This is a genomic window from Paenibacillus macquariensis, from assembly GCF_900156375.1.
GTDB lineage: Bacteria > Bacillota > Bacilli > Paenibacillales > Paenibacillaceae > Paenibacillus_AQ > Paenibacillus_AQ macquariensis.
Map to the genome: position 1 here is coordinate 47424 of NZ_FTNK01000003.1, position 18887 is coordinate 66310.

Genomic DNA, 18887 nt, shown 5'->3' on the forward strand with positions numbered 1-18887 from the left:
TTTAATGGGAAAAAATCATCATAAAAAGCTAGAAAAATAATAAATAAAAAAAATATGATCTGACCAATTTATTCTAAAAGGTGACATTTAAATGGGTATTTATTAAAAAATACGAACACTCTGAAGCCTTGGTTCTACTGGATTTGATTGAAAAATGTAATATTTTGGAGGGGTGATCATGGTGTGATTGAGAGGGGGTTTTTACTGTCTGCCCGTAGATATACGGGTTGAGCATTAGAACTGAAACAGTTATAATTACAAATGTTAGTTATCTTATGTCAGTCATAGGAGCCTAAAATATGAGAACACACCCAACAAATACTGGCTCGCAAAGGTTGTTTGTAGCTGTAAGAGTATCAGATGAACTTCGATGGATGTTAGAGGAACAGTGTAGCGATTGGAAGGAGCATCTTCCTTTCCGTAAATGGACATTTCCTGAAGACTATCATATTACTTTACAATTTCTCGGTGATGTAGAGTCAGAGAAGATTCCAGACCTATGTGAATCTTTACGGCATAGTGCATCGCAAGCTTCACCCTTTACGTTAGGCGTTGGATATTGGTCCACCTTCGGCTTGGCGGAATCACCAAGAGTGTTGTGGGCAAGTGTCACAGGTAGCCTAGAGCGACTTGGACGTCTCCAACAAGCAGTAACTGAATCTACAGAATTACTAGGATTTCATAAAGAAACACGTGAGTACCGGCCCCATATCACTTTGGCACGTAAATACGAAGGAGAATCTACTTTTCAGGGACAAGCATTATTATCGTCAATACCGTCCTTGGAGTCATTACCTTGGTATATCAGTGAATTTGTACTATTCTCCACGAAAATGGGTTCTCAACCTATGTATGAAGTCGTGGACAAATTTTCCTTATAAATATAATGTTTCGAAAATGGCTAGAATGGTTATTTAAAACCTATATTTTCGGTTACATTTTAGGAAAGTGCCGGAATTTTGGGAGGTAAATATGAATTTAATTAGACAAAACCGCTGGGTTGCACTCTTGATCGGTGTTATTTTAGTGTGTTTCTCTGCGATATGTCTGCTGTTGCAGATAGAAGAAAAGCAAGATATAGGGAAATTGTACAAGCCTGTTGTTATTAAAGGAACAGATATTCATAGATTTAATCCTTTGTTAATGTCCTCTATAGAGAATCAGGAATCGTTTCACGTATTGAACGATAATCAACAGTTCTTTGTGAAGCAAAAAGAAGTGACGACCACTTCAGGGAAATCAACCGACAGTAAGAAACTGACAACGGAAAAAGTTGAGCAAGTGAACAAATCGACCGAGGTTAACTCTCGGCTCAACCCCCCCAAAGCATTATTCTTTACTCGGACGCAGATGTTAAGTCAGAATGAGAAAGATCTTTCGACTTGGCAATACACTGTAACGGATAAAGAACTGCTTCTGCTCCGTAAAATCGTGATGGCAGAAGCGGAAGGTGAACCGTACCAAGGCAAAGTGGCAGTTGCCAATGTTGTCTTAAACCGGCTGCGGTCAGCCAACTTCCCAAAAACTATTTATAAAGTAATTTATCAGAAATATCAATTCAGCCCTGTGGCTAATGGGCGATTTGATCGTGTTAATCCTAATGAGGATTCAATTTATGCGGTTAATGAGGCATTAAATGGACATAAAGAAGTTAGTGATGATACGTATTATTTTCTATCGCTAAAGCTAGCTGATGATTTAACAGTGCACAACACGCGTACATTTAGTAAACGAATCGGCAATCATTCATTCTATAAGTAGTCATGTTCAATCTTTAGATCATGTTGTTGGATCTATAAAGATGTATTTTGTTATGTTCTAGTATGCCGCATTCGTAGAGATATCATCACCAAAAACAACTCCCCTGTTGTTATAGTGGGGAGTTGTTTAACGTATCCTAAGGGTTGACTACTGTCGTCCAAGCGGTTGGGGTATGGGATTGCTCTATAACCATATTTAAGACGGTCTGAGCGCAGTATGCGGGCTGTAGGTACGGTTCGATTCGTTTGGGTTGTTGTCTGCGGGCTTCGAACTGTTCATAGTGGTCCGTTATTAAATGAAACCACTTTTCAATAACATCTGGCGAATGAATCGTTTCTGCAAACCCTTGATTTACAAAAAAGCGACTATTTTGCTCTTCTTGTCCTGGGATAGCTTCATGGAATAACATCGGAATTCCTTTAGCGAGACCTTCTGTACAAGTCATACCACCCGGTTTCGTAATCAATAGATCAGATACATCCATGAGCTTATTAATCTGATCCGTATATCCAAGAATCGTGATATGTGGGTGGTCGTACATCGAATTCTCTGCCATTTTTTCTTGAAGTTTCATGTTGCTACCCGTACAAAAAATGAGCTGGATTCGGTCTGCCCATGAAGTTAACTGACGCAGTAATTCAGGTTTAAGTGTTAGACCCCATCCTCCACTCATGATGAGTACGGTTGGCATACTTTTTAGCTTCAATTCTTTACGAAGTTGGTTTTTATCACCTATCTTCCAAAAATCAGGATGGACAGGAATACCTGTTGTCTGGATTTTGTCGGGTTGTACACCACGTTCAATCAGCAGGTTCTTGACCTTCGGTGAGGACGCTAAATAGTGACTAACTTCTGGACTAATCCATGCTCCGTGAACATCATAATCTGTGATAAGTGTAATAAGTGGAACATCAATCCCCTGTTTTTTCAATCTCGCAATGACATTGTTTGGGATAGGGTGAGTACATATGATCACGTCAGGTTTAAGCTGTGAAATGACTTGAGCTGCATGTGTATAGAAAATACGATGAAGAGCAAGTTGAGTGAGCCTATTCAACGATTTGTCATATTTATTTCGGTAGAACATGCCTATGATGGCTGGCGATGTATTAATCGTTTTGCGGTACGCAGATAGTATCCAAGGCCCAATGGTTGGATTTAAGAAATTACCAAGCTCGATAACTCTGCATTGTAAATGTGGATGAAGCATCTTCATTCCGTTGGCCAAGGCATGAGCAGCTTGCGTATGTCCTGTTCCGAATCCTTCCGATAACAGTAATACTCTCTTTTTTCTCATGAGATCACCTATTTCTTTATCGTTCTATAACTTACACTTACAATAAATGGGGCATTGTTATGTAATTATGTATTTATTATAAGGCAGATGCAACCTTTTCTAAATAGACCAGAGGAGGTTTTTATTCCTAGACTTTGGACGGGGAAGATTTATTGAATATATATGGACAAGAGAATGGGATTATTTATAAATAATTAATTATGAACTTGATGTTGATATTTAAATATGAGCATGTTAAAATGATTTATGACCAAGTGACCGTTAATGAAAATTAGTCACTTTCCAAGGATGAACAAACAACATCATAAAAGAAGGAGGCGATATAATGGCTGTGACGGATCGGCGTAAGCAAGTGTTAGCTTCTGCGGCCCAGTCCTTTGCAACATTTGGATACAAAGCAACAACCATGGATCAAGTAGCAAAGATAGCAAATGTAGGTAAGGGAACGATCTACACGTTCTTTGCGAATAAGGAAGAACTCTTTGATGAAATTCTCTATGGAGCCATCTTAGATATGAAGAAGATTGCAGATCGAGAAATCAGTCGAGACAAGGAATTTTTTGATAACCTATATAGAGTTCTTGATCGTTTACTTGAATATCGTAGAGAACATGAGTTATTCATCAAGTTATCGCATGAGGTGAGGGACTTTGGAACGCCACAAGCTCTTGAAGCGCTCGATAAAGTAGAGAATGTCATATTGGAGTATATGGAGCGGGAATTAAAGCTCGCGTTGGATAACAAGGAAATCAAACCATGTGATCCCAAAATTGTAGCGAATGTCATATTAAGATTGTACATTACATTAACTACAGAATCTAGAAAGTCTTCTGAGCCATTGAATAAGGAAGAGATTAAGCATTACTTTCGTTTGTTTCTCTCTGAAGGGTTGGCAGAAGTGCGAGATGTAACTGTATAATTAGAAACGAACTTCCTGTGGAAGCGATGCGTAGGAACTGAGAATGGCATCGAATTCGTAGAGAAGTTTTTCTACGCTCTAAGTTGACCGAATGAGAAAAGTGGTCATTATGTATTCGTGAAAATTAAGGAGAGAAAATGAGATTATGAAGTCAATATCTGTATTCTTGAAAGATGCGGGATCAGCCATCAAAAACCGTAAGTTATTGGTTAGTATGATTGCTATTCTGTTTATCCCTGTAATGTATAGCGGCATGTTCTTAGGTGCCTTCTGGGATCCCTATGGTAAGATGACCGATCTGCCAGTAGCTGTAGTTAACACGGATTTAGGTGCTAATTATGAAGGTGTGTCACTTCATGCCGGTGATGATCTAATGAAGGAACTGGAAACGACGGATGGGTTCAAGTGGGAATTCGTGACGATGAAAGAAGCAGAAGCTGGAATGAGTGATAATAAATATTATATGACTATTCTCATTCCAGAGGATTTCTCTTCTAAAGCGACAACGTTATTGAATGAGAAACCAGAACCTGCTGAAATCATCTTTAAGCCTAATGAAGGTTATAACTTCTTGGCAGGACAGATTGGTGGTACTGCAGTAGAACGGATCAGAGCACAAGTATCTGCGAAAGTGACTCAAGTATATACGGAGACATTATTTGATCAGATCAAAACTGTATCTACGGGATTTAAAGAAGCCGGTGATGGTGCTAGCGAGATTAATGAAGGTGCAAGTAAATTGGACGATGGAGCCATTTTGCTAAAAGATAATTTAGTTAAGTTGGTTGACGGATCCATAAAGTTACAAGATGGTATTAAGCCTCTTACCCAAGGGGTAAATGATCTTGGTGTAGGCGCGACACAATTGAAGGAAGGTTCTTCAAATCTTGCAGGTGGACTTACGCAACTACAAGCAGCTCAGAAACAGTTAGAGACTGGTGCTGTGCAAGCCCAACAAGGGACCACTCAATTGCAAGCTGGTCTAGCATCTTCCGAACAGGGAAGTGCTAAAATTGTAGCAGGTCTACAATCATCTGTAGATGGATCTAAACAATTGGTAACTGGACTTCAATCTACTGTAGATGGATCAGCGAAATTGGAAAGTGGGCTTGAGTCTTCCGTTGAGGGAAGTGCTAAGCTAGAACAAGGTATAAAGGATGCTGCTACAGGTAGTAAGCAAGTAGCGACTGGTGCAGCGGGAGTAGCACAAGGATTGAAGCAATTAGCAGCATCGAACCCGGATCTAGCCGCTAACGCAGATGTTCAGAAATTGTTAGCAGCGAGCCAAGCGGTTGCTCAAGGTAGTGAAAAGGTAAGTCAAGGCCAGGAACAATTATTGCAGGGTGCTACGCAATTGAACCAAGGGCAAACACAATTGGCCCAAGGTGCTACGCAGCTTCATCAAGGGGCACAGAAACTTCATGGTGGTGCAAGTGCTTTGAGTGAAGGTGCACAACAATTGTTACAAGGAAGCACAGAATTACATCAAGGGCAGCAGAAGCTTGTTCAAGGTGCTACACAATTAGAATCAGGGCAAACAAAATTGGCTGATGGTCTTCAATTGTTTGGTAGCAAGATGGGTGATGCTGTAAGCGGCAGTCAACAATTGGCAGGCGGAGCTGAGAAGATCGCTTCTGGATCAGCACAGTTATCTGGTGGTATGAGTCAATTAGGCGGCGGTGTGGGGACCATTACTGATGGTTCTAAGAAATTAAGCGATGGAGCTGGGGAATTAGAAAATGGTCTTGTGAAGTTGAAAGACGGGTCTAATGAACTTGCTTCTAAATTAAATGAAGCAGCAGTTACAACAGGAGAAGTAAAAGGAACGGAAGCGACGTATAATATGTTTGCTGAGCCAGTAACCGTTCAAGAAGAAAAAGTAAGCAAGGTACCTAACTACGGTACAGGATTCGCGCCATACTTCTTATCCTTAGGATTGTTTGTAGGTGCGCTGATCTCAACCATTGTATTACCAAGCAGAGATTCTAGCGTACCAAACGCTTCAGGATTCAATAAATTTGTAAGTCGGACATTTGCATTCAGCAGCATAGGAATTATTCAATCGATTCTTGCAGCAGTAGTGATGTTATATGGATTAGATCTGGAAGTTCAAAGTGTACCACTGTTCTTCTTATTCACATTACTTACAAGCTTTACATTCATGTTCTTAGTGCAGGCGTTTGTAACATGGTTCGATCAACCAGGGCGATTCATGGTTATTGTTATTCTTATCCTACAACTTACAACAAGTGCAGGAACATTCCCTAAAGAATTGATTCCAGGTTGGTTACAAGTGTTCAACCCATGGTTCCCTATGACGTATAGCGTAGAAGGATACAAAGCAGTTATTTCTACGGGTAATTTCGGTGCCATGTGGTCTGACGTAGGTGTTCTGGCTATATTTGCAGGTGTCTTCCTGTTAGCCACATTCATGTACTTCATACGTCAACCCAAGAACCTTATTGAAGAACATTCCCTAAGCGCATAATTTAGGGCATATTATACAAGGAATGATCCCAAAAGTCAGAAATTTGACCTTTGGGACCATTTCTTTTTTTGTATCTGTAATTTTTCGAAAGAAAAATTCTATCACCAATTTACTTGACATTCTATTGAATATTGAATCTCTTTTATGCATAATTATTTAAAAATTAGCTTTCGTACATTAAAGCTTTCGTGTAAAACAATTCTTATCACTATTATAAAAAAGTTTAAATGGTATAGAGGCTTGGCTTGATGATAGAATAACATAACCAATTTAGTACGTTCAGAAGTCTGATGTATATTTCATGTTTAAAGAAGAACGATTTCGTTTATTTGTAAATTCATATTATATATAGAAAGGTTGCGAATCATGAGACATACAGCGCTCCCGCCGAAACAGGGACTCTACGATCCACAACATGAAAAAGATGCATGCGGAATGGGATTTGTAGCTAATATTAAGGGGAAAGTCTCTCACGAAATTGTAAGTCAAGCTTTGACTATGCTAGTTAACATGGAACATCGTGGTGGACAGGGAAGTGAACCGAATTCAGGTGATGGTGCCGGTATCATGGTACAAATTCCACATCGTTTTTTCGCGGCAGAAGCAACAAAATTAGGATTTAATCTTCCGGAACAGGGACATTATGGCGTAGGGATGATCTTTCTCTCCCAAGATCCGTTGATCCGTGAAGCTCATGAGAATAAACTAAAAGATATTATTGCTGAGGAAGGTCAGACTTGTTTAGGATTTCGTGACGTCCCCACAGTAGACGATACACTTGGCAAATCGGCTAAGGAAGCGAAACCCTTTGTTCGTCAGGTGTTTATTGAACGCAATAGCGCATTACAAGATGAAATGGCGTTTGAACGGAAGTTGTATGTGATTGGTAGACGAGTTGAATTAGCTACCCGTTATAGTGGTAATGAAGAAGACGAAAGCTTCTATCTAACCAGTATTTCTTGCCGTAAAATCGTATATAAGGGTATGTTAACAACGATTCAAGTAGGTCAATTCTACGTGGATCTACAAGATGAGTTGTTTGAATCTGCTATCGGACTGATCCATTCTCGATTCAGTACGAATACGTTCCCGAGTTGGGAACGCGCCCATCCCTATCGTTATATGATTCATAACGGGGAGATTAATACACTTCGTGGTAATGTGAATTGGATGCATGCACGTCAGTCCCTTTTTGCAAGCGAAGTGTTCGGTGATGATCTGGAGAAAGTGAAGCCTGTTATCAATCCTGATGGTTCAGATACAGCAATGTTTGATAATACGTTTGAATTCTTATATTTGAGCGGACGCTCGTTACCGCATGTAGCTATGATGATGGTTCCTGAACCTTGGAATAACCACGAGACGATGGATGATACAAGAAAAGCATTCTATGAATATCATAGTACGCTTATGGAGCCTTGGGATGGACCGGCAGCAATGGGCTTCTCCGATGGTGTTCAGATTGGTGCTATGCTCGATCGGAATGGACTACGCCCAGCTCGTTATTATGTAACGAAGAATGATCTAATCGTATTATCATCTGAGGCAGGCGTGTTGGATATTCCAGCTGAAGATATTCTCTACAAAGATCGGTTACGTCCAGGACGTATGTTGTTGGTAGATACGAAGCAAGGAAGAATCATTTCTGATGAGGAAGTGAAAGCTGAAATTGCTGCAGAGAAGCCTTATCGTGCGTGGTTGGATGAGCATTTGATTAATCTGGATGAATTACCGGATGCACCAGAGCTTCCGAATCCTAAGCATGATAATGTTCAGCAATTACAGCAGTCATTTGGCTATACTTTTGAAGAACTACGTAAAGTGCTAGAACCTATGGCTTCCACAGGAGCTGAGGCGATTGCATCGATGGGTTACGATGCTCCATTGGCTGTATTCTCGGAACGCCCTCAGCGTCTGTATAATTATTTCAAGCAAATGTTTGCGCAAGTTACGAACCCTCCTATTGACGCGATTCGTGAGGAGATTATTACGGCTACGGGAACAACGATTGGTCCGGAACGTAACATGTTACATCCTGAACCAGAGAGTTGTCGTCAGATTCGCCTTGATACACCAGTATTATCTAATGAAGATTTCGGTAAAATCCGTCATGTGCACCGTCCAGGATTTAAATCCATGACCATTCCGATTCTCTTTCCTGCTGAGGATGGAGCGGAGGGAATGCGTGAAGCATTAGATGTTCTGTGTAAAGCTGCAGATCGTGTAATTGATAAAGGTCATAATATTCTTATTCTTTCCGACCGTGGTGTCGACAAAAATAATGCTGCACTTCCAGCTCTCCTTGCGGTATCTTGTTTGCATCATCATCTGATTCGCCAAGGTACTCGGACTATGGTTAGTATTCTGTTGGAATCAGGAGAACCTCGTGAAGTGCATCATTACGCACTCCTATTAGGATATGGTGTCAGCGCAGTAAATCCGTATCTCGCTTTCGAGAGCTTGGATGATATGATCGGGCAAGGGATGTTACGTGGGATTTCACATGAGAAAGCTGTGAAGAATTATATTAAAGCTGCAACGAAGAGCGTGGTTAAAGTATTATCCAAAATGGGTATCTCAACCATTCAGTCCTATCGTGGTGCGCAGATTTTTGAAGCTGTCGGATTGAATTTAGATTTTGTAGATAAGTACTTTACACGGACGCCTTCACGGATCGCAGGTATCGGTCTAGAAGAAGTAGCTAAAGAGACGCTCATTCATCATAATCGTGCGTTTACAGATAAAGATGGAAATGATAAAGAACTGGATTCTGGTGGGGAGTATCAATGGCGTAAAGATGGGGAAGAGCATCTCTTTAACCCACAAACCATACATTTACTACAACAATCCGTTCGTACGAATGATTACAGTCTTTATAAGAAATACGCGAGCCTCGTTCAAGGTGAGAATGAACAACGTATGACGATTCGTTCATTGCTCGAGTTGAAACCAGTAGGTGAGCCAATAGCTATCGATGAAGTTGAATCCGTAGAGTCCATCATGAAACGGTTCAAGACGGGGGCCATGTCATTCGGTTCAATTAGTAAAGAGGCGCATGAAAGTTTAGCCATTGGGATGAATCGTATTGGTGGAAAGAGCAACACGGGAGAAGGCGGAGAGGATCCGGCTCGTTATATTCCAGATGCCAATGGAGATTCTCGCCGTAGTGCAATCAAGCAGGTTGCTTCAGGACGATTCGGCGTAACGTCGAATTATCTAGTTAACGCAGATGAGATTCAGATTAAGATGGCTCAAGGAGCCAAGCCGGGAGAAGGCGGACAGCTTCCAGGTCGTAAGGTGTACCCTTGGGTAGCGGAAGTTCGTGGATCGACGCCAGGCGTAGGCCTGATTTCTCCACCGCCGCATCATGATATTTATTCGATCGAAGATTTAGCAGAATTGATCTATGATCTTAAGAATGCTAATCCACGTGCGAGTATTAACGTGAAATTGGTATCTGAAGTTGGAGTTGGAACGATTGCCGCAGGTGTAGCTAAAGGTCGTGCGGACATTATCCTTGTCAGTGGATATGATGGCGGAACGGGTGCATCACCACAAGGTTCAATCCGTCATGCTGGACTCCCATGGGAGCTTGGACTTGCAGAAACACATCAGACACTCATTCTAAATAATTTACGTGATCGTGTTGTTCTTGAAACGGACGGTAAAATGCTGAATGGACGCGATTTAGCAGTTGCTGTGTTATTAGGAGCGGAGGAATATGGATTCGCTACTGCACCACTAGTTGCTCTTGGATGTATTATGATGCGTGTATGTCAAATGGATACGTGTCCGGTTGGGGTCGCTACTCAGAACCCAGAATTACGTAAGAATTTCACAGGAGACCCAGCACATGTAGTTAACTTTATGACATTTGTAGCTCAAGATTTACGTGAGATCATGGCTGGTCTTGGTTTCCGTACCATTCAAGAAATGGTAGGCCGTACAGACTGTCTGGACGAGGTTAAGGCAGTGGGTCATTGGAAGAAGGAAGGGATAGACTTGTCTGTTCTACTTCATTCACCTACCCTTCCTGAAGGTAGTACTCGATTCAACAGTAAACAGCAGAATCATTGCTTAGATGAAACATTAGATATTCAACAGTTGTTAGATCTTGCAGCACCAGCCTTGGAGAATGGAACTTCCGTACAGGGTGTTCTTCCGATTACCAATGTTAACCGTGCTGTTGGAACGATACTGGGAAGTGAAATTACACGTAAATATGGAGCAGTTGGCCTACCAGATGATACGATTGAGTTTACTTTCTTAGGAACAGCAGGTCAAAGCTTTGGTGCATTTGTACCGAAGGGAGTAACCTTAACCGTAGAAGGTGATTCAAATGATTACGTTGGTAAAGGTCTCTCTGGAGGTAAATTGATTGTGAAGCCTTCACCGAAGTCTACTTTTAAAGCGGAAGAGAATATTATTATCGGTAACACAGCATTTTATGGTGGAACTAGCGGTGAAGCCTATATCCGTGGGATCGCGGGTGAGCGATTCGCTGTACGTAACTCTGGAGTCAATGTGGTCGTAGAGGGTGTGGGCGATCATGGCTGCGAGTATATGACGGGTGGACGTGTCGTTGTACTTGGTGAAACAGGACGCAACTTTGCAGCAGGGATGTCAGGTGGTATTGCTTATGTGTACGACCATGATGGAACCTTTATTGATCGATGTAATCTAGAAATGGTATTACTTGAACGGGTAGAGATTGCAACAGAGGTGGAAGAGTTACGCGGGATGATTCTCAATCATGTGTCCCATACGCAAAGTACCAAAGGACAATGGGTGTTAGATCATTGGACAGAGAGTCTGGGTAGGTTCGTACGCGTTATTCCGAAAGATTATAAAAAGATGACACAGCAAATTGAGAAGGTTCATGCGAGTGGATTGACGGGAGAAGTTGCGCTTCTAGCAGCATTCGAAGCGAATATGCGTGAACTTGCACGTTCTGGTAACTAAATTCAACAATCAAAAGTAAAATGATCACCACAAGAACATGCATAACGGATATAGAATAAAACTTACTTACTGGGCATTGTTGGAGAGCCTTGTAAGTAAGTTTTTTTTCGACAAAATAAGAACTCTATTATTTTTTAAAAATAACACAAGACGACAACATAAAGAAAAAGGTTAATATATAATACTAATTAAGTAGTGAATTGGCTGTGCGGGCTAGATACTAACAATGAAAAATAGAGTGAGGTTATCTTTAATGAAGGAAACAAAAGAGGTAGGAACCGAAGTAGGAGGGTCCAACCGTGAGCTACCAAAGAAGGTAAGTGTAGACATCCTTAACATTATGAAGCAATGTGGTGTTCCTCCTGAAAAATGGAAAAACTACATAGGCGCACAGCATAAGTGACGGGTTTATTCAAAAAAGATAAAATCAAAAAAACCTTAGTAACCAAAGAAATCACTTTGGTTACTAAGGCTTTTTTGATTAGACATTTAATTCATATTCCGTTCCATACGAATAAAAGCAATAAAGCGTTTAGCTTCTTCCTCCGAAATACTACGCCCATCAATCGTAAGATTAAACTTTTCCAAAAGCTTATCATCAGATAGTTCCAAATCATCCACGAAATGCCGTACATCGTCATCCATAACGACTTCAGAATGGGTAGTTCGGCCAATGAGGTAATCAATGGACACTCCGAATACATCAGCGAGTTTGGTTAATATCTCGAAATCAGGCTTACGTCGATTTTTCTCGTAATGGGAAAGGGAAGCTCTCGTAATACCAATGGATTGGGAGAGCTCTTCTTGGGTCCATTGTCTTCCTTCACGTAATTCCGCAATGCGATTCTGGTGATTCATGAATTTCCCCCTGTTGGCGATTTTATCTAGATCTTTCAATTATGTTAATAAAATTTGAAAACCTAATAATAACAGTAAATTTAAGCTTGACATGATACAATATGTATCGTAAATTAGAAGTAAGGGATACAATATGTATCATTTAGTATATTACCCAATTAATTATCTTTTGAAACAGCATAAACTTTGATAAAGGAATGAAGCTATGAAACCCAATATTCATGATTGGGCCAATCTTTCTCTAAATGCACACATCTATATCAGAGAAGTAAGAGGAAGTAAGGTCAATAGCAGCAAACGTCGTCCTATATTCTTAATGGAGTTAGGTGATAACTCAATATGTTTCTTAAGCGATTTAGATTTACCGATGATACCCAATGTCGTGTTTGGCTTTGATATCGAGGACTCTAGTTCAAAGGTTAGACTTTCAGGGAAAATAGAAGCTAAAGGGTTATATGAACGTATGTTTCAATATCGAGTCAAATTACCTGACATAAAAGAATATAAGTTATACAATACGAGTCTTTTAAAAAAAATGTTAATCAACTTAAACTATTTCTTAATCACAAAAAACAAAGTTGGCATTCATAAGCGTATCAATCTATCTATTTGAAAAGAAAGAATTATACCTAAATACAGTTAATTTCATTCTACTATATATTGCTACGAAGTGCATTAGGACAATAAACCCAAAAAATACATATATTTTTATAAAGTAAGGGTTGTTGTGGAGTTTCAAAAAGGTAGAGCATCATTGGATTATAGTACGATTCAAACGAATATTATGGTCATTAATTCGTACATGGAAATTATTAAGTCATCGTCAATTATAGATAAGGTAATACATGAATACCCTGATCTGTGCATAATGGCAAATGATTTAGCTAGTAACATTAAGGCTAGTACAACGAATGAATCACTAGTAATGACATTAAATTACCAAGATCCCTCCTATGAAGTTGCATCCAAAATTGTCAATGCGATAGCAATGGTTTTTGAGAAACAAATCCTGAATATTATGAAGGTAGATAATGTTACAATTCTGAGTTCTGCTCAAATCACCGATGAAGCAATTCCACTAAATATCAATCCAGTAATGGTCATTATAATCGGGTTCATAATGGGACTTATGCTTGCCATAGGTCTGGTACTTCTGTTGGATTAACGAGCGTTCTGACCAATCGAGATGAACTTCAAGATGTTGTAATAGAAACATTAATAGATCATTTCGATGTCATCACATCAGCTCCTATCCCCCAAAAATTCCTCTGAAATGTTAAGTTCTAAAAATGAAAACAGTTCTGGATGAGGTGAAGGATCTGTATGATGTCATATTATTCGATACCTATTACTGTGGTGAGTAATAAATAGCAGCGTTGTAGTGTAACTATAGGTAATGCCTACTATGCCTTTATCAATGTAGGTACTCGGTCATACTGTGGGTCCCCGGACCTTAGACGTGAATCGTCAAGGGTGTGAAGTGAGGATGGGTTGAATGCCTACTTTGACATATTGAAGGTATGATTTGTGAGGGTTTACTTCCATATAAACCAATACAACTCATGCTTTCAAATAATTTAAATGGATAGAGGAGATTATAAATGATTCCATCATCTCAAAGGAATGAAGGTGAACTACTCCTTGAAAAAAAGGTGGTTTATCCACATGCAGTGCCTAATCATTCTCGTTCGACTAAATCGTATTTATTGGTAAAGAGAATGATGGATGTGATGGGAGCCGTATGTGGTCTACTCCTATTGTCTCCGTTGTTTGCTATTGTAGCATTGCTTATTAAATTTGAGGATCCAAGGGGTCCTGTATTCTTTCATCAAATTCGAGTAGGTAAGAATGAAAAGAGATTTCATATGTTCAAATTCAGGTCGATGGTCTCAAATGCTGAAGAATTGCTTGAAGAGTTACTGGATCAGAATGAAGTGAGTGGTGCGATGTTTAAGATGAAGAATGATCCCCGTATCACAAGAATAGGGAAGTTTATCCGAAAAACAAGTGTGGATGAATTACCTCAGCTATGGAACGTAATACGTGGAGATATGAGCCTAGTTGGACCTAGACCCCCACTTGTGAGGGAAGTTGCAGACTATTCCTCATATGATAAACAAAGACTTCGCGTAACACCTGGATGTACAGGCCTTTGGCAGGTGAGTGGAAGAAATAATGTTGGGTTTGAGAGGATGGTAGAACTGGATATTCGATATATAGATCGGAGAAGTATTACATATGATATCCGTATTATCTTCAAAACCATACGAATGCTATTTGGAGATAAAAACGCATTCTAAAGATCGTTCAAATGAGAATTGGAGTAGATGCTCACATATTGGCAGGTAAGTTTCAAGGGAGCAGAACGTATCTGTTGAATTTATTTCATGAAGTGCTGAATCGAGAGAACCCTAATAACTACTGTTTCTTTGGTCATTGGTCTTCTGGATATCCCTATGGAGATGATCATCAATATGTGAAATTTAAGAAGGTTTCGGTATTCCTCCAATTGAAGCGATGGCTTGTGGTGTTCCGGTTGTATCTTCCAACACAACAGCAATTCCAGAAATTATTGGGGATGCAGGAATTCTTATCGACCCAAATAACCCCTTAGAGATTGCGGAAAGCATTGGAGAACTTCTGGGTGATCCCGACCTTCAAAGAGAGCTTATTTCGTTGGGATATGCTCAAGCAGCCAAATGGACTTGGCAATCTGCGGCGCAATTATATCTGGACGCTGTCGATGAATTTACATTTTTATAAAAGTTGAGTTGAACGGAGAGGGAATATGAAAGCTACAGTTGCTTTTTGCGGTACGAGGGGAATACCTGCTGCTTATGGCGGATTTGAGACAGCTGTCGATGAGATTAGCTTAAGATTAGTTCAAGAGGGTTTCGATTGTCATGTGTTTGGAAGATCTGAGAATGAGGGCGAAAGTGATCCAATTAATGATAGAAAAATTGTTAATGTAAAAGGAAGTGCATCAAGAAAGCTGGATACGTTTGTCTCATCCATAAATACGGGCAAATACTTGTTTAAACACCGAAAGGAATATGACTTCGTGTTTTGGTTTAATAATGCGAATTTACCAGGAATTCTTATTACTCGATTGGCTGGAATTCCGATGGCTGTAAATACGGACGGATTAGAATGGAGAAGAATGAAATGGTCATGGCCGTTCAAACTATATTATTTTTTTTCTTCGTTACTCATATGTTTATTCTGCAAAAAGCTAATTTCAGATTCTGTTGCCATTCAAAACTATTACAAATCTATCTTTTTCAGAAAAACACAATTCATTCCATATGGTGCACCCATCATTTCGCCAATGAAGGACGAGAAGATAATAGATGTTTTGAAGAAATATGACCTAAGTGGACAGAAATACTTCATTCAAATTACTAGATTTGAACTCGACAATCTCCCTCTGAAGATCATAGAAGGATTCATTAAATCTAAGCTGTACGAAGAAGGATATCAGTTCATATTAGTAGGGTATAGAGATTCAACGCCGTATTCTGAATTGTTGAAATCTCACGATGGAAAGAATGGTGTTCGTATTCTGCCTGCTAATTACAATCAAGATGTGCTTGCGGTATTAAGATCGAATGCTGAGTGTTATCTTCATGGGAATTCTGTTGGGGGTACAAACCCTGCCTTATTAGAAGCCATGGGGTCTTGTAAGAGAGTGATGGCTATTGATGGTCCATTCAGTAAAGAGGTCTTAGGTGAATATGGACAACTGTTTACCTTAGAACGACTAGCTGAACAATTTAGACAAGTTATCACCATGGAAGATCAAGGACTAGGAATGAAAGAGCGGTTGTATAGTAACTATCAATGGGACGCAGTTGCAAGATCTTACAGTGAGTTAATGACTTCTAATTCGGCAAGTTATCTCAATCAAGTAGAGAGAAATACGGAAATAGAATTTTCGTCTAACTCAATTGGATAGAAGAAACAAAAGAATGTAATCAATCGTTGTTAACTTGCCCGAACACTGAACAACATAGATTTATACTCATAAATGACTATTCTCCAGAGAAGGAAATAAGTATTACGAGAATCTTAAGAAGGATATCCATTGGTTAAAAAGGGAATTATTTACCTTTATTCGAAAAGATGAACTTAAACGGATGAAAGGGGTATTCAAACCATTTACCATTACATGTATTGGTACAGTATACAAAATTAAGGGTCAAGAAGATTTAGTCGAATTGGCTAATAAATTGAAACAAGACACAAACAGGAATTATTAGATACTCATTATTGGTCAAACAAAGAAGAAATATTACGATCAACTACTTCAGAAAGTAGTGGAATATGGTGTTCAGGATATGGTGGAATTCATTGATTTCACAAATGATTTAGTGACCCTGAGAGAGGATTCTGATGTTGAAGTCGTTTGCTCCAGGAAGGAAGCCTTCGGAAGAGTGGCTATTGAAGCTATGGATTGTGGGAATCCTTTGATTGTTACTGTGGCTGGGGGACTCATGTACGTGTGAAAATCCGGGGTTCACCAAATTCAAATAATTAGAGGAGTGAAGATTCATGAAAGGAATCATCTTAGCAGGCGGTACAGGCTCAAGGCTCTACCCATTAACAAAGGTGACGAACAAGCACTTACTTCCCGTAGGGAAATATCCGATGATTTACCATTCCATTCATAAACTCAGAGAAGCCGAAATTAACGACATCCTCATTGTCACGGGACGTGACCATATGGGAGATGTCGTTAATTTGTTAGGGAGTGGATACGAATTCGGTGTCAACTTTACGTACAAAGTTCAGGATCAGGCTGGAGGAATTGCACAGGCCTTAGGATTAGCAGAAGATTTCGCACAAGGGCAGCCGATGACGGTTATTTTAGGTGATAACATATTCTCTGATTCGTTATCCTCTTATGTAAATAATTTCAGAAGACAGAATAAAGGAGCAAAAATTCTTCTGCAAGAGGTAGCCGATCCAGAACGTTACGGAGTGGCTGAATTGGAAGGTAGGAATATCAAATCCATTGAAGAAAAACCTAAGGTGCCGAAGAGTTCATACGCTGTGACAGGTATATATATGTACGATTCTGAAGTATTCAGCATTATCAGAAACTTGAAGCCGTCAGGAAGAGGGGAATTGGAGATAACGGATGTTAATAATGCCTATATCGCTCAAGGGCTGTTGACGTATGATATTTTATCCGGATGGTGGACAGATGCCGGTACTCACGAGTCATTAGCGTATTCGAATGAACTGGTTCGTAATCAGGAGTTTGATATGAACTTTGGTAAAAGGGTTGCTTTCGTACACTAGACAACACACAATCTAAGTTACCATTTTCATCTGAAACGTAGAGAATTGTGGACCATCATCTCAGATGAGGGAGAATTTGTACTCAATGAACAACGTTGGATAATTAAACAGGGAGACGTTCTTGAAATTCCAGAGGGCAGTTGTCACAGTGTAAGAGCAATCCGTGATTTAGAAATTATCGGAGTACAAATGGGAAGTGAATTGGTAGATGAGGACATTATTCGATTGAAGCTAGAATGGTCAGATATTTTGGTTAATTCGATTTGAATATATGAAATAAAGGGGTACAACGAATGAAACGCTGGGTAAAGGTAACAGTATTAGCCGTATCCTTAAGTATCTTCATTATAGTGGGCTATGGAATATATTTGTATACATCTGTGAAATCGACTGCTAAAGCAATCTATGAACCAAGAGAACCAATTAAAGTTGTAGCGACAACGCAAGATCCGTTGGAACCGACTAAACCAGAAGTATCTAGTACAGAACTCAATAGTGGTGGACCTGTTCAAATGGATGAACGAGACCCATTTACTGTGCTTGTTATGGGGGTAGATCAACGAGAGAACGATGTTGGTCGATCAGACTCCATGATTATGTTGAGCGTGAACCCATCCAAAGAATCGATTCTCATGTTCAATATTCCAAGGGATACTCGAACGGAGATTATAGGGCACGGCACGATAGATAAAATTAATCACGCCTATGCTTTTGGTGGAGTAAATATGTCCATTCAAACCGTAGAGAATCTCTTGAAAGTTCCCATTAACTATTACATCAAAGTAAACATGGAGGGGTTTAGTCAAATTATAGATTTACTAGGCGGAGTGGAGCTTGAGAATCCATTTTCTTTTCAATTTGAAGGTTATGATTTCAAAGAAGGACATTTAAAGCTTGACGGCACTGCAGCGCTTGCCTATTCACGTATGCGCTATGATGACCCTCGAGGAGACTTTGGACGTAACGCAAGACAACGTGAGGTACTGAAACAGACGTTGAAGAATGCTCTACAGGTCTCTAATATCGTTCATGTTCAATCCATGCTTACTGAAGTGGGAAACAATGTGAAAACGGATATTACCTTTAAAGAAATGAAGAAGTTTATAACGGATTATCGCACGGATCTGAATACGATTGAAACCTTGGAGTTCAATGGGCAAGGTAAGAGAATAAACGGAGTTTATTATTACATTATAGATAATGCAGAGAAAGAACGCGTCCATAATTTGATTGAAGAGCAACTGCAAAAGGCAAAAAAATAAATGAGGAAAGAGCATCTCGGAAGCAATAAAGGAAGA

16 protein-coding genes and 1 pseudogene are annotated in these 18887 nt (G+C 39.8%); 15 read left to right on the plus strand and 2 right to left on the minus strand.

All coding sequences use genetic code 11. The features are described from left to right. Positions 1–299: 299 nt before the first annotated feature. Entirely contained in the window at positions 300–881 is a 582-nt protein-coding gene (gene thpR, locus BW961_RS05950; RefSeq protein WP_068582087.1) for an RNA 2',3'-cyclic phosphodiesterase, read from the plus strand. Between the two features lie 91 nt (positions 882–972). Further along, positions 973–1761, plus strand: a complete 789-nt coding sequence (locus BW961_RS05955) for a cell wall hydrolase (protein WP_068582090.1) — start codon at positions 973–975, stop codon at positions 1759–1761. 136 nt (positions 1762–1897) lie between these two features. Here the strand turns inward: BW961_RS05955 and BW961_RS05960 are convergent, their stop codons facing one another. Further along, entirely contained in the window at positions 1898–3058 is a 1161-nt protein-coding gene (locus BW961_RS05960; protein ID WP_068582092.1) for an MGDG synthase family glycosyltransferase, read from the minus strand. A gap of 325 nt (positions 3059–3383) precedes the next feature. On the opposite strand from BW961_RS05960, the gene BW961_RS05965 reads away from it, so the two are divergent. The 4 genes from BW961_RS05965 to BW961_RS30335 all read left to right on the plus strand — a co-directional run bounded on the left by BW961_RS05965 (position 3384) and on the right by BW961_RS30335 (position 11830). Next, positions 3384–3977 (plus strand): TetR/AcrR family transcriptional regulator, encoded by a 594-nt coding sequence (locus tag BW961_RS05965; RefSeq protein ID WP_068582095.1) that lies wholly within the window; start codon positions 3384–3386, stop codon positions 3975–3977. Between the two features lie 145 nt (positions 3978–4122). Then, positions 4123–6465 carry a YhgE/Pip family protein gene (locus BW961_RS05970; protein WP_068582098.1) on the plus strand — a complete coding sequence of 781 codons (2343 nt, stop codon included), beginning with the start codon at positions 4123–4125 and terminating at the stop codon, positions 6463–6465. Positions 6466–6831: 366 nt separating this feature from the next. Next, positions 6832–11427: a glutamate synthase large subunit gene (gene gltB, locus BW961_RS05975; protein WP_068582100.1), complete on the plus strand. Its 4596-nt coding sequence runs from the start codon at positions 6832–6834 to the stop codon at positions 11425–11427. Positions 11428–11680: 253 nt separating this feature from the next. After that, positions 11681–11830 (plus strand): hypothetical protein, encoded by a 150-nt coding sequence (locus tag BW961_RS30335; RefSeq protein ID WP_156510103.1) that lies wholly within the window; start codon positions 11681–11683, stop codon positions 11828–11830. Positions 11831–11916: 86 nt separating this feature from the next. Here the strand turns inward: BW961_RS30335 and BW961_RS05980 are convergent, their stop codons facing one another. Then, the gene (locus tag BW961_RS05980; RefSeq protein WP_068582102.1) at positions 11917–12285 is read right to left on the minus strand and encodes a helix-turn-helix domain-containing protein; all 369 of its coding nucleotides are present in this window, start codon (positions 12283–12285) and stop codon (positions 11917–11919) included. A 205-nt stretch (positions 12286–12490) separates the two neighbouring features. Here BW961_RS05980 and BW961_RS05985 point away from each other — a divergent pair, with 205 nt between their 5' ends. The 9 genes and pseudogenes from BW961_RS05985 to BW961_RS06025 all read left to right on the plus strand — a co-directional run bounded on the left by BW961_RS05985 (position 12491) and on the right by BW961_RS06025 (position 18851). Next, positions 12491–12898, plus strand: coding sequence for a hypothetical protein (locus BW961_RS05985; RefSeq protein WP_068582104.1), 408 nt, complete (start codon positions 12491–12493; stop codon positions 12896–12898). Positions 12899–13012: 114 nt separating this feature from the next. Beyond that, positions 13013–13450, plus strand: a complete 438-nt coding sequence (locus BW961_RS30340) for a YveK family protein (protein WP_076576701.1) — start codon at positions 13013–13015, stop codon at positions 13448–13450. 436 nt (positions 13451–13886) lie between these two features. Next, on the plus strand, positions 13887–14585 hold the full coding sequence (locus BW961_RS05995; protein ID WP_082867381.1) for a sugar transferase: 699 nt from the start codon (positions 13887–13889) through the stop codon (positions 14583–14585). A gap of 199 nt (positions 14586–14784) precedes the next feature. Further along, the gene (locus BW961_RS06000) at positions 14785–15048 is read left to right on the plus strand and encodes a glycosyltransferase (RefSeq protein ID WP_280175190.1); all 264 of its coding nucleotides are present in this window, start codon (positions 14785–14787) and stop codon (positions 15046–15048) included. Positions 15049–15073: 25 nt separating this feature from the next. Then, positions 15074–16240 (plus strand): DUF1972 domain-containing protein, encoded by a 1167-nt coding sequence (locus BW961_RS06005; protein WP_068582111.1) that lies wholly within the window; start codon positions 15074–15076, stop codon positions 16238–16240. 313 nt (positions 16241–16553) lie between these two features. Beyond that, positions 16554–16790 (plus strand): glycosyltransferase, encoded by a 237-nt coding sequence (locus BW961_RS06010; RefSeq protein WP_280175191.1) that lies wholly within the window; start codon positions 16554–16556, stop codon positions 16788–16790. Positions 16791–16836: 46 nt separating this feature from the next. Further along, complete coding sequence (locus tag BW961_RS06015) at positions 16837–17589, plus strand: sugar phosphate nucleotidyltransferase (RefSeq protein ID WP_068582114.1); 753 nt, start codon at positions 16837–16839, stop codon at positions 17587–17589. Positions 17590–17610: 21 nt separating this feature from the next. Next, a pseudogene (locus BW961_RS06020) lies at positions 17611–17856 on the plus strand (cupin domain-containing protein); the annotation flags it as partial. A gap of 26 nt (positions 17857–17882) precedes the next feature. After that, positions 17883–18851 (plus strand): LCP family glycopolymer transferase, encoded by a 969-nt coding sequence (locus tag BW961_RS06025; RefSeq protein WP_068582118.1) that lies wholly within the window; start codon positions 17883–17885, stop codon positions 18849–18851. The last annotated feature ends 36 nt before the right edge of the window (positions 18852–18887 follow it).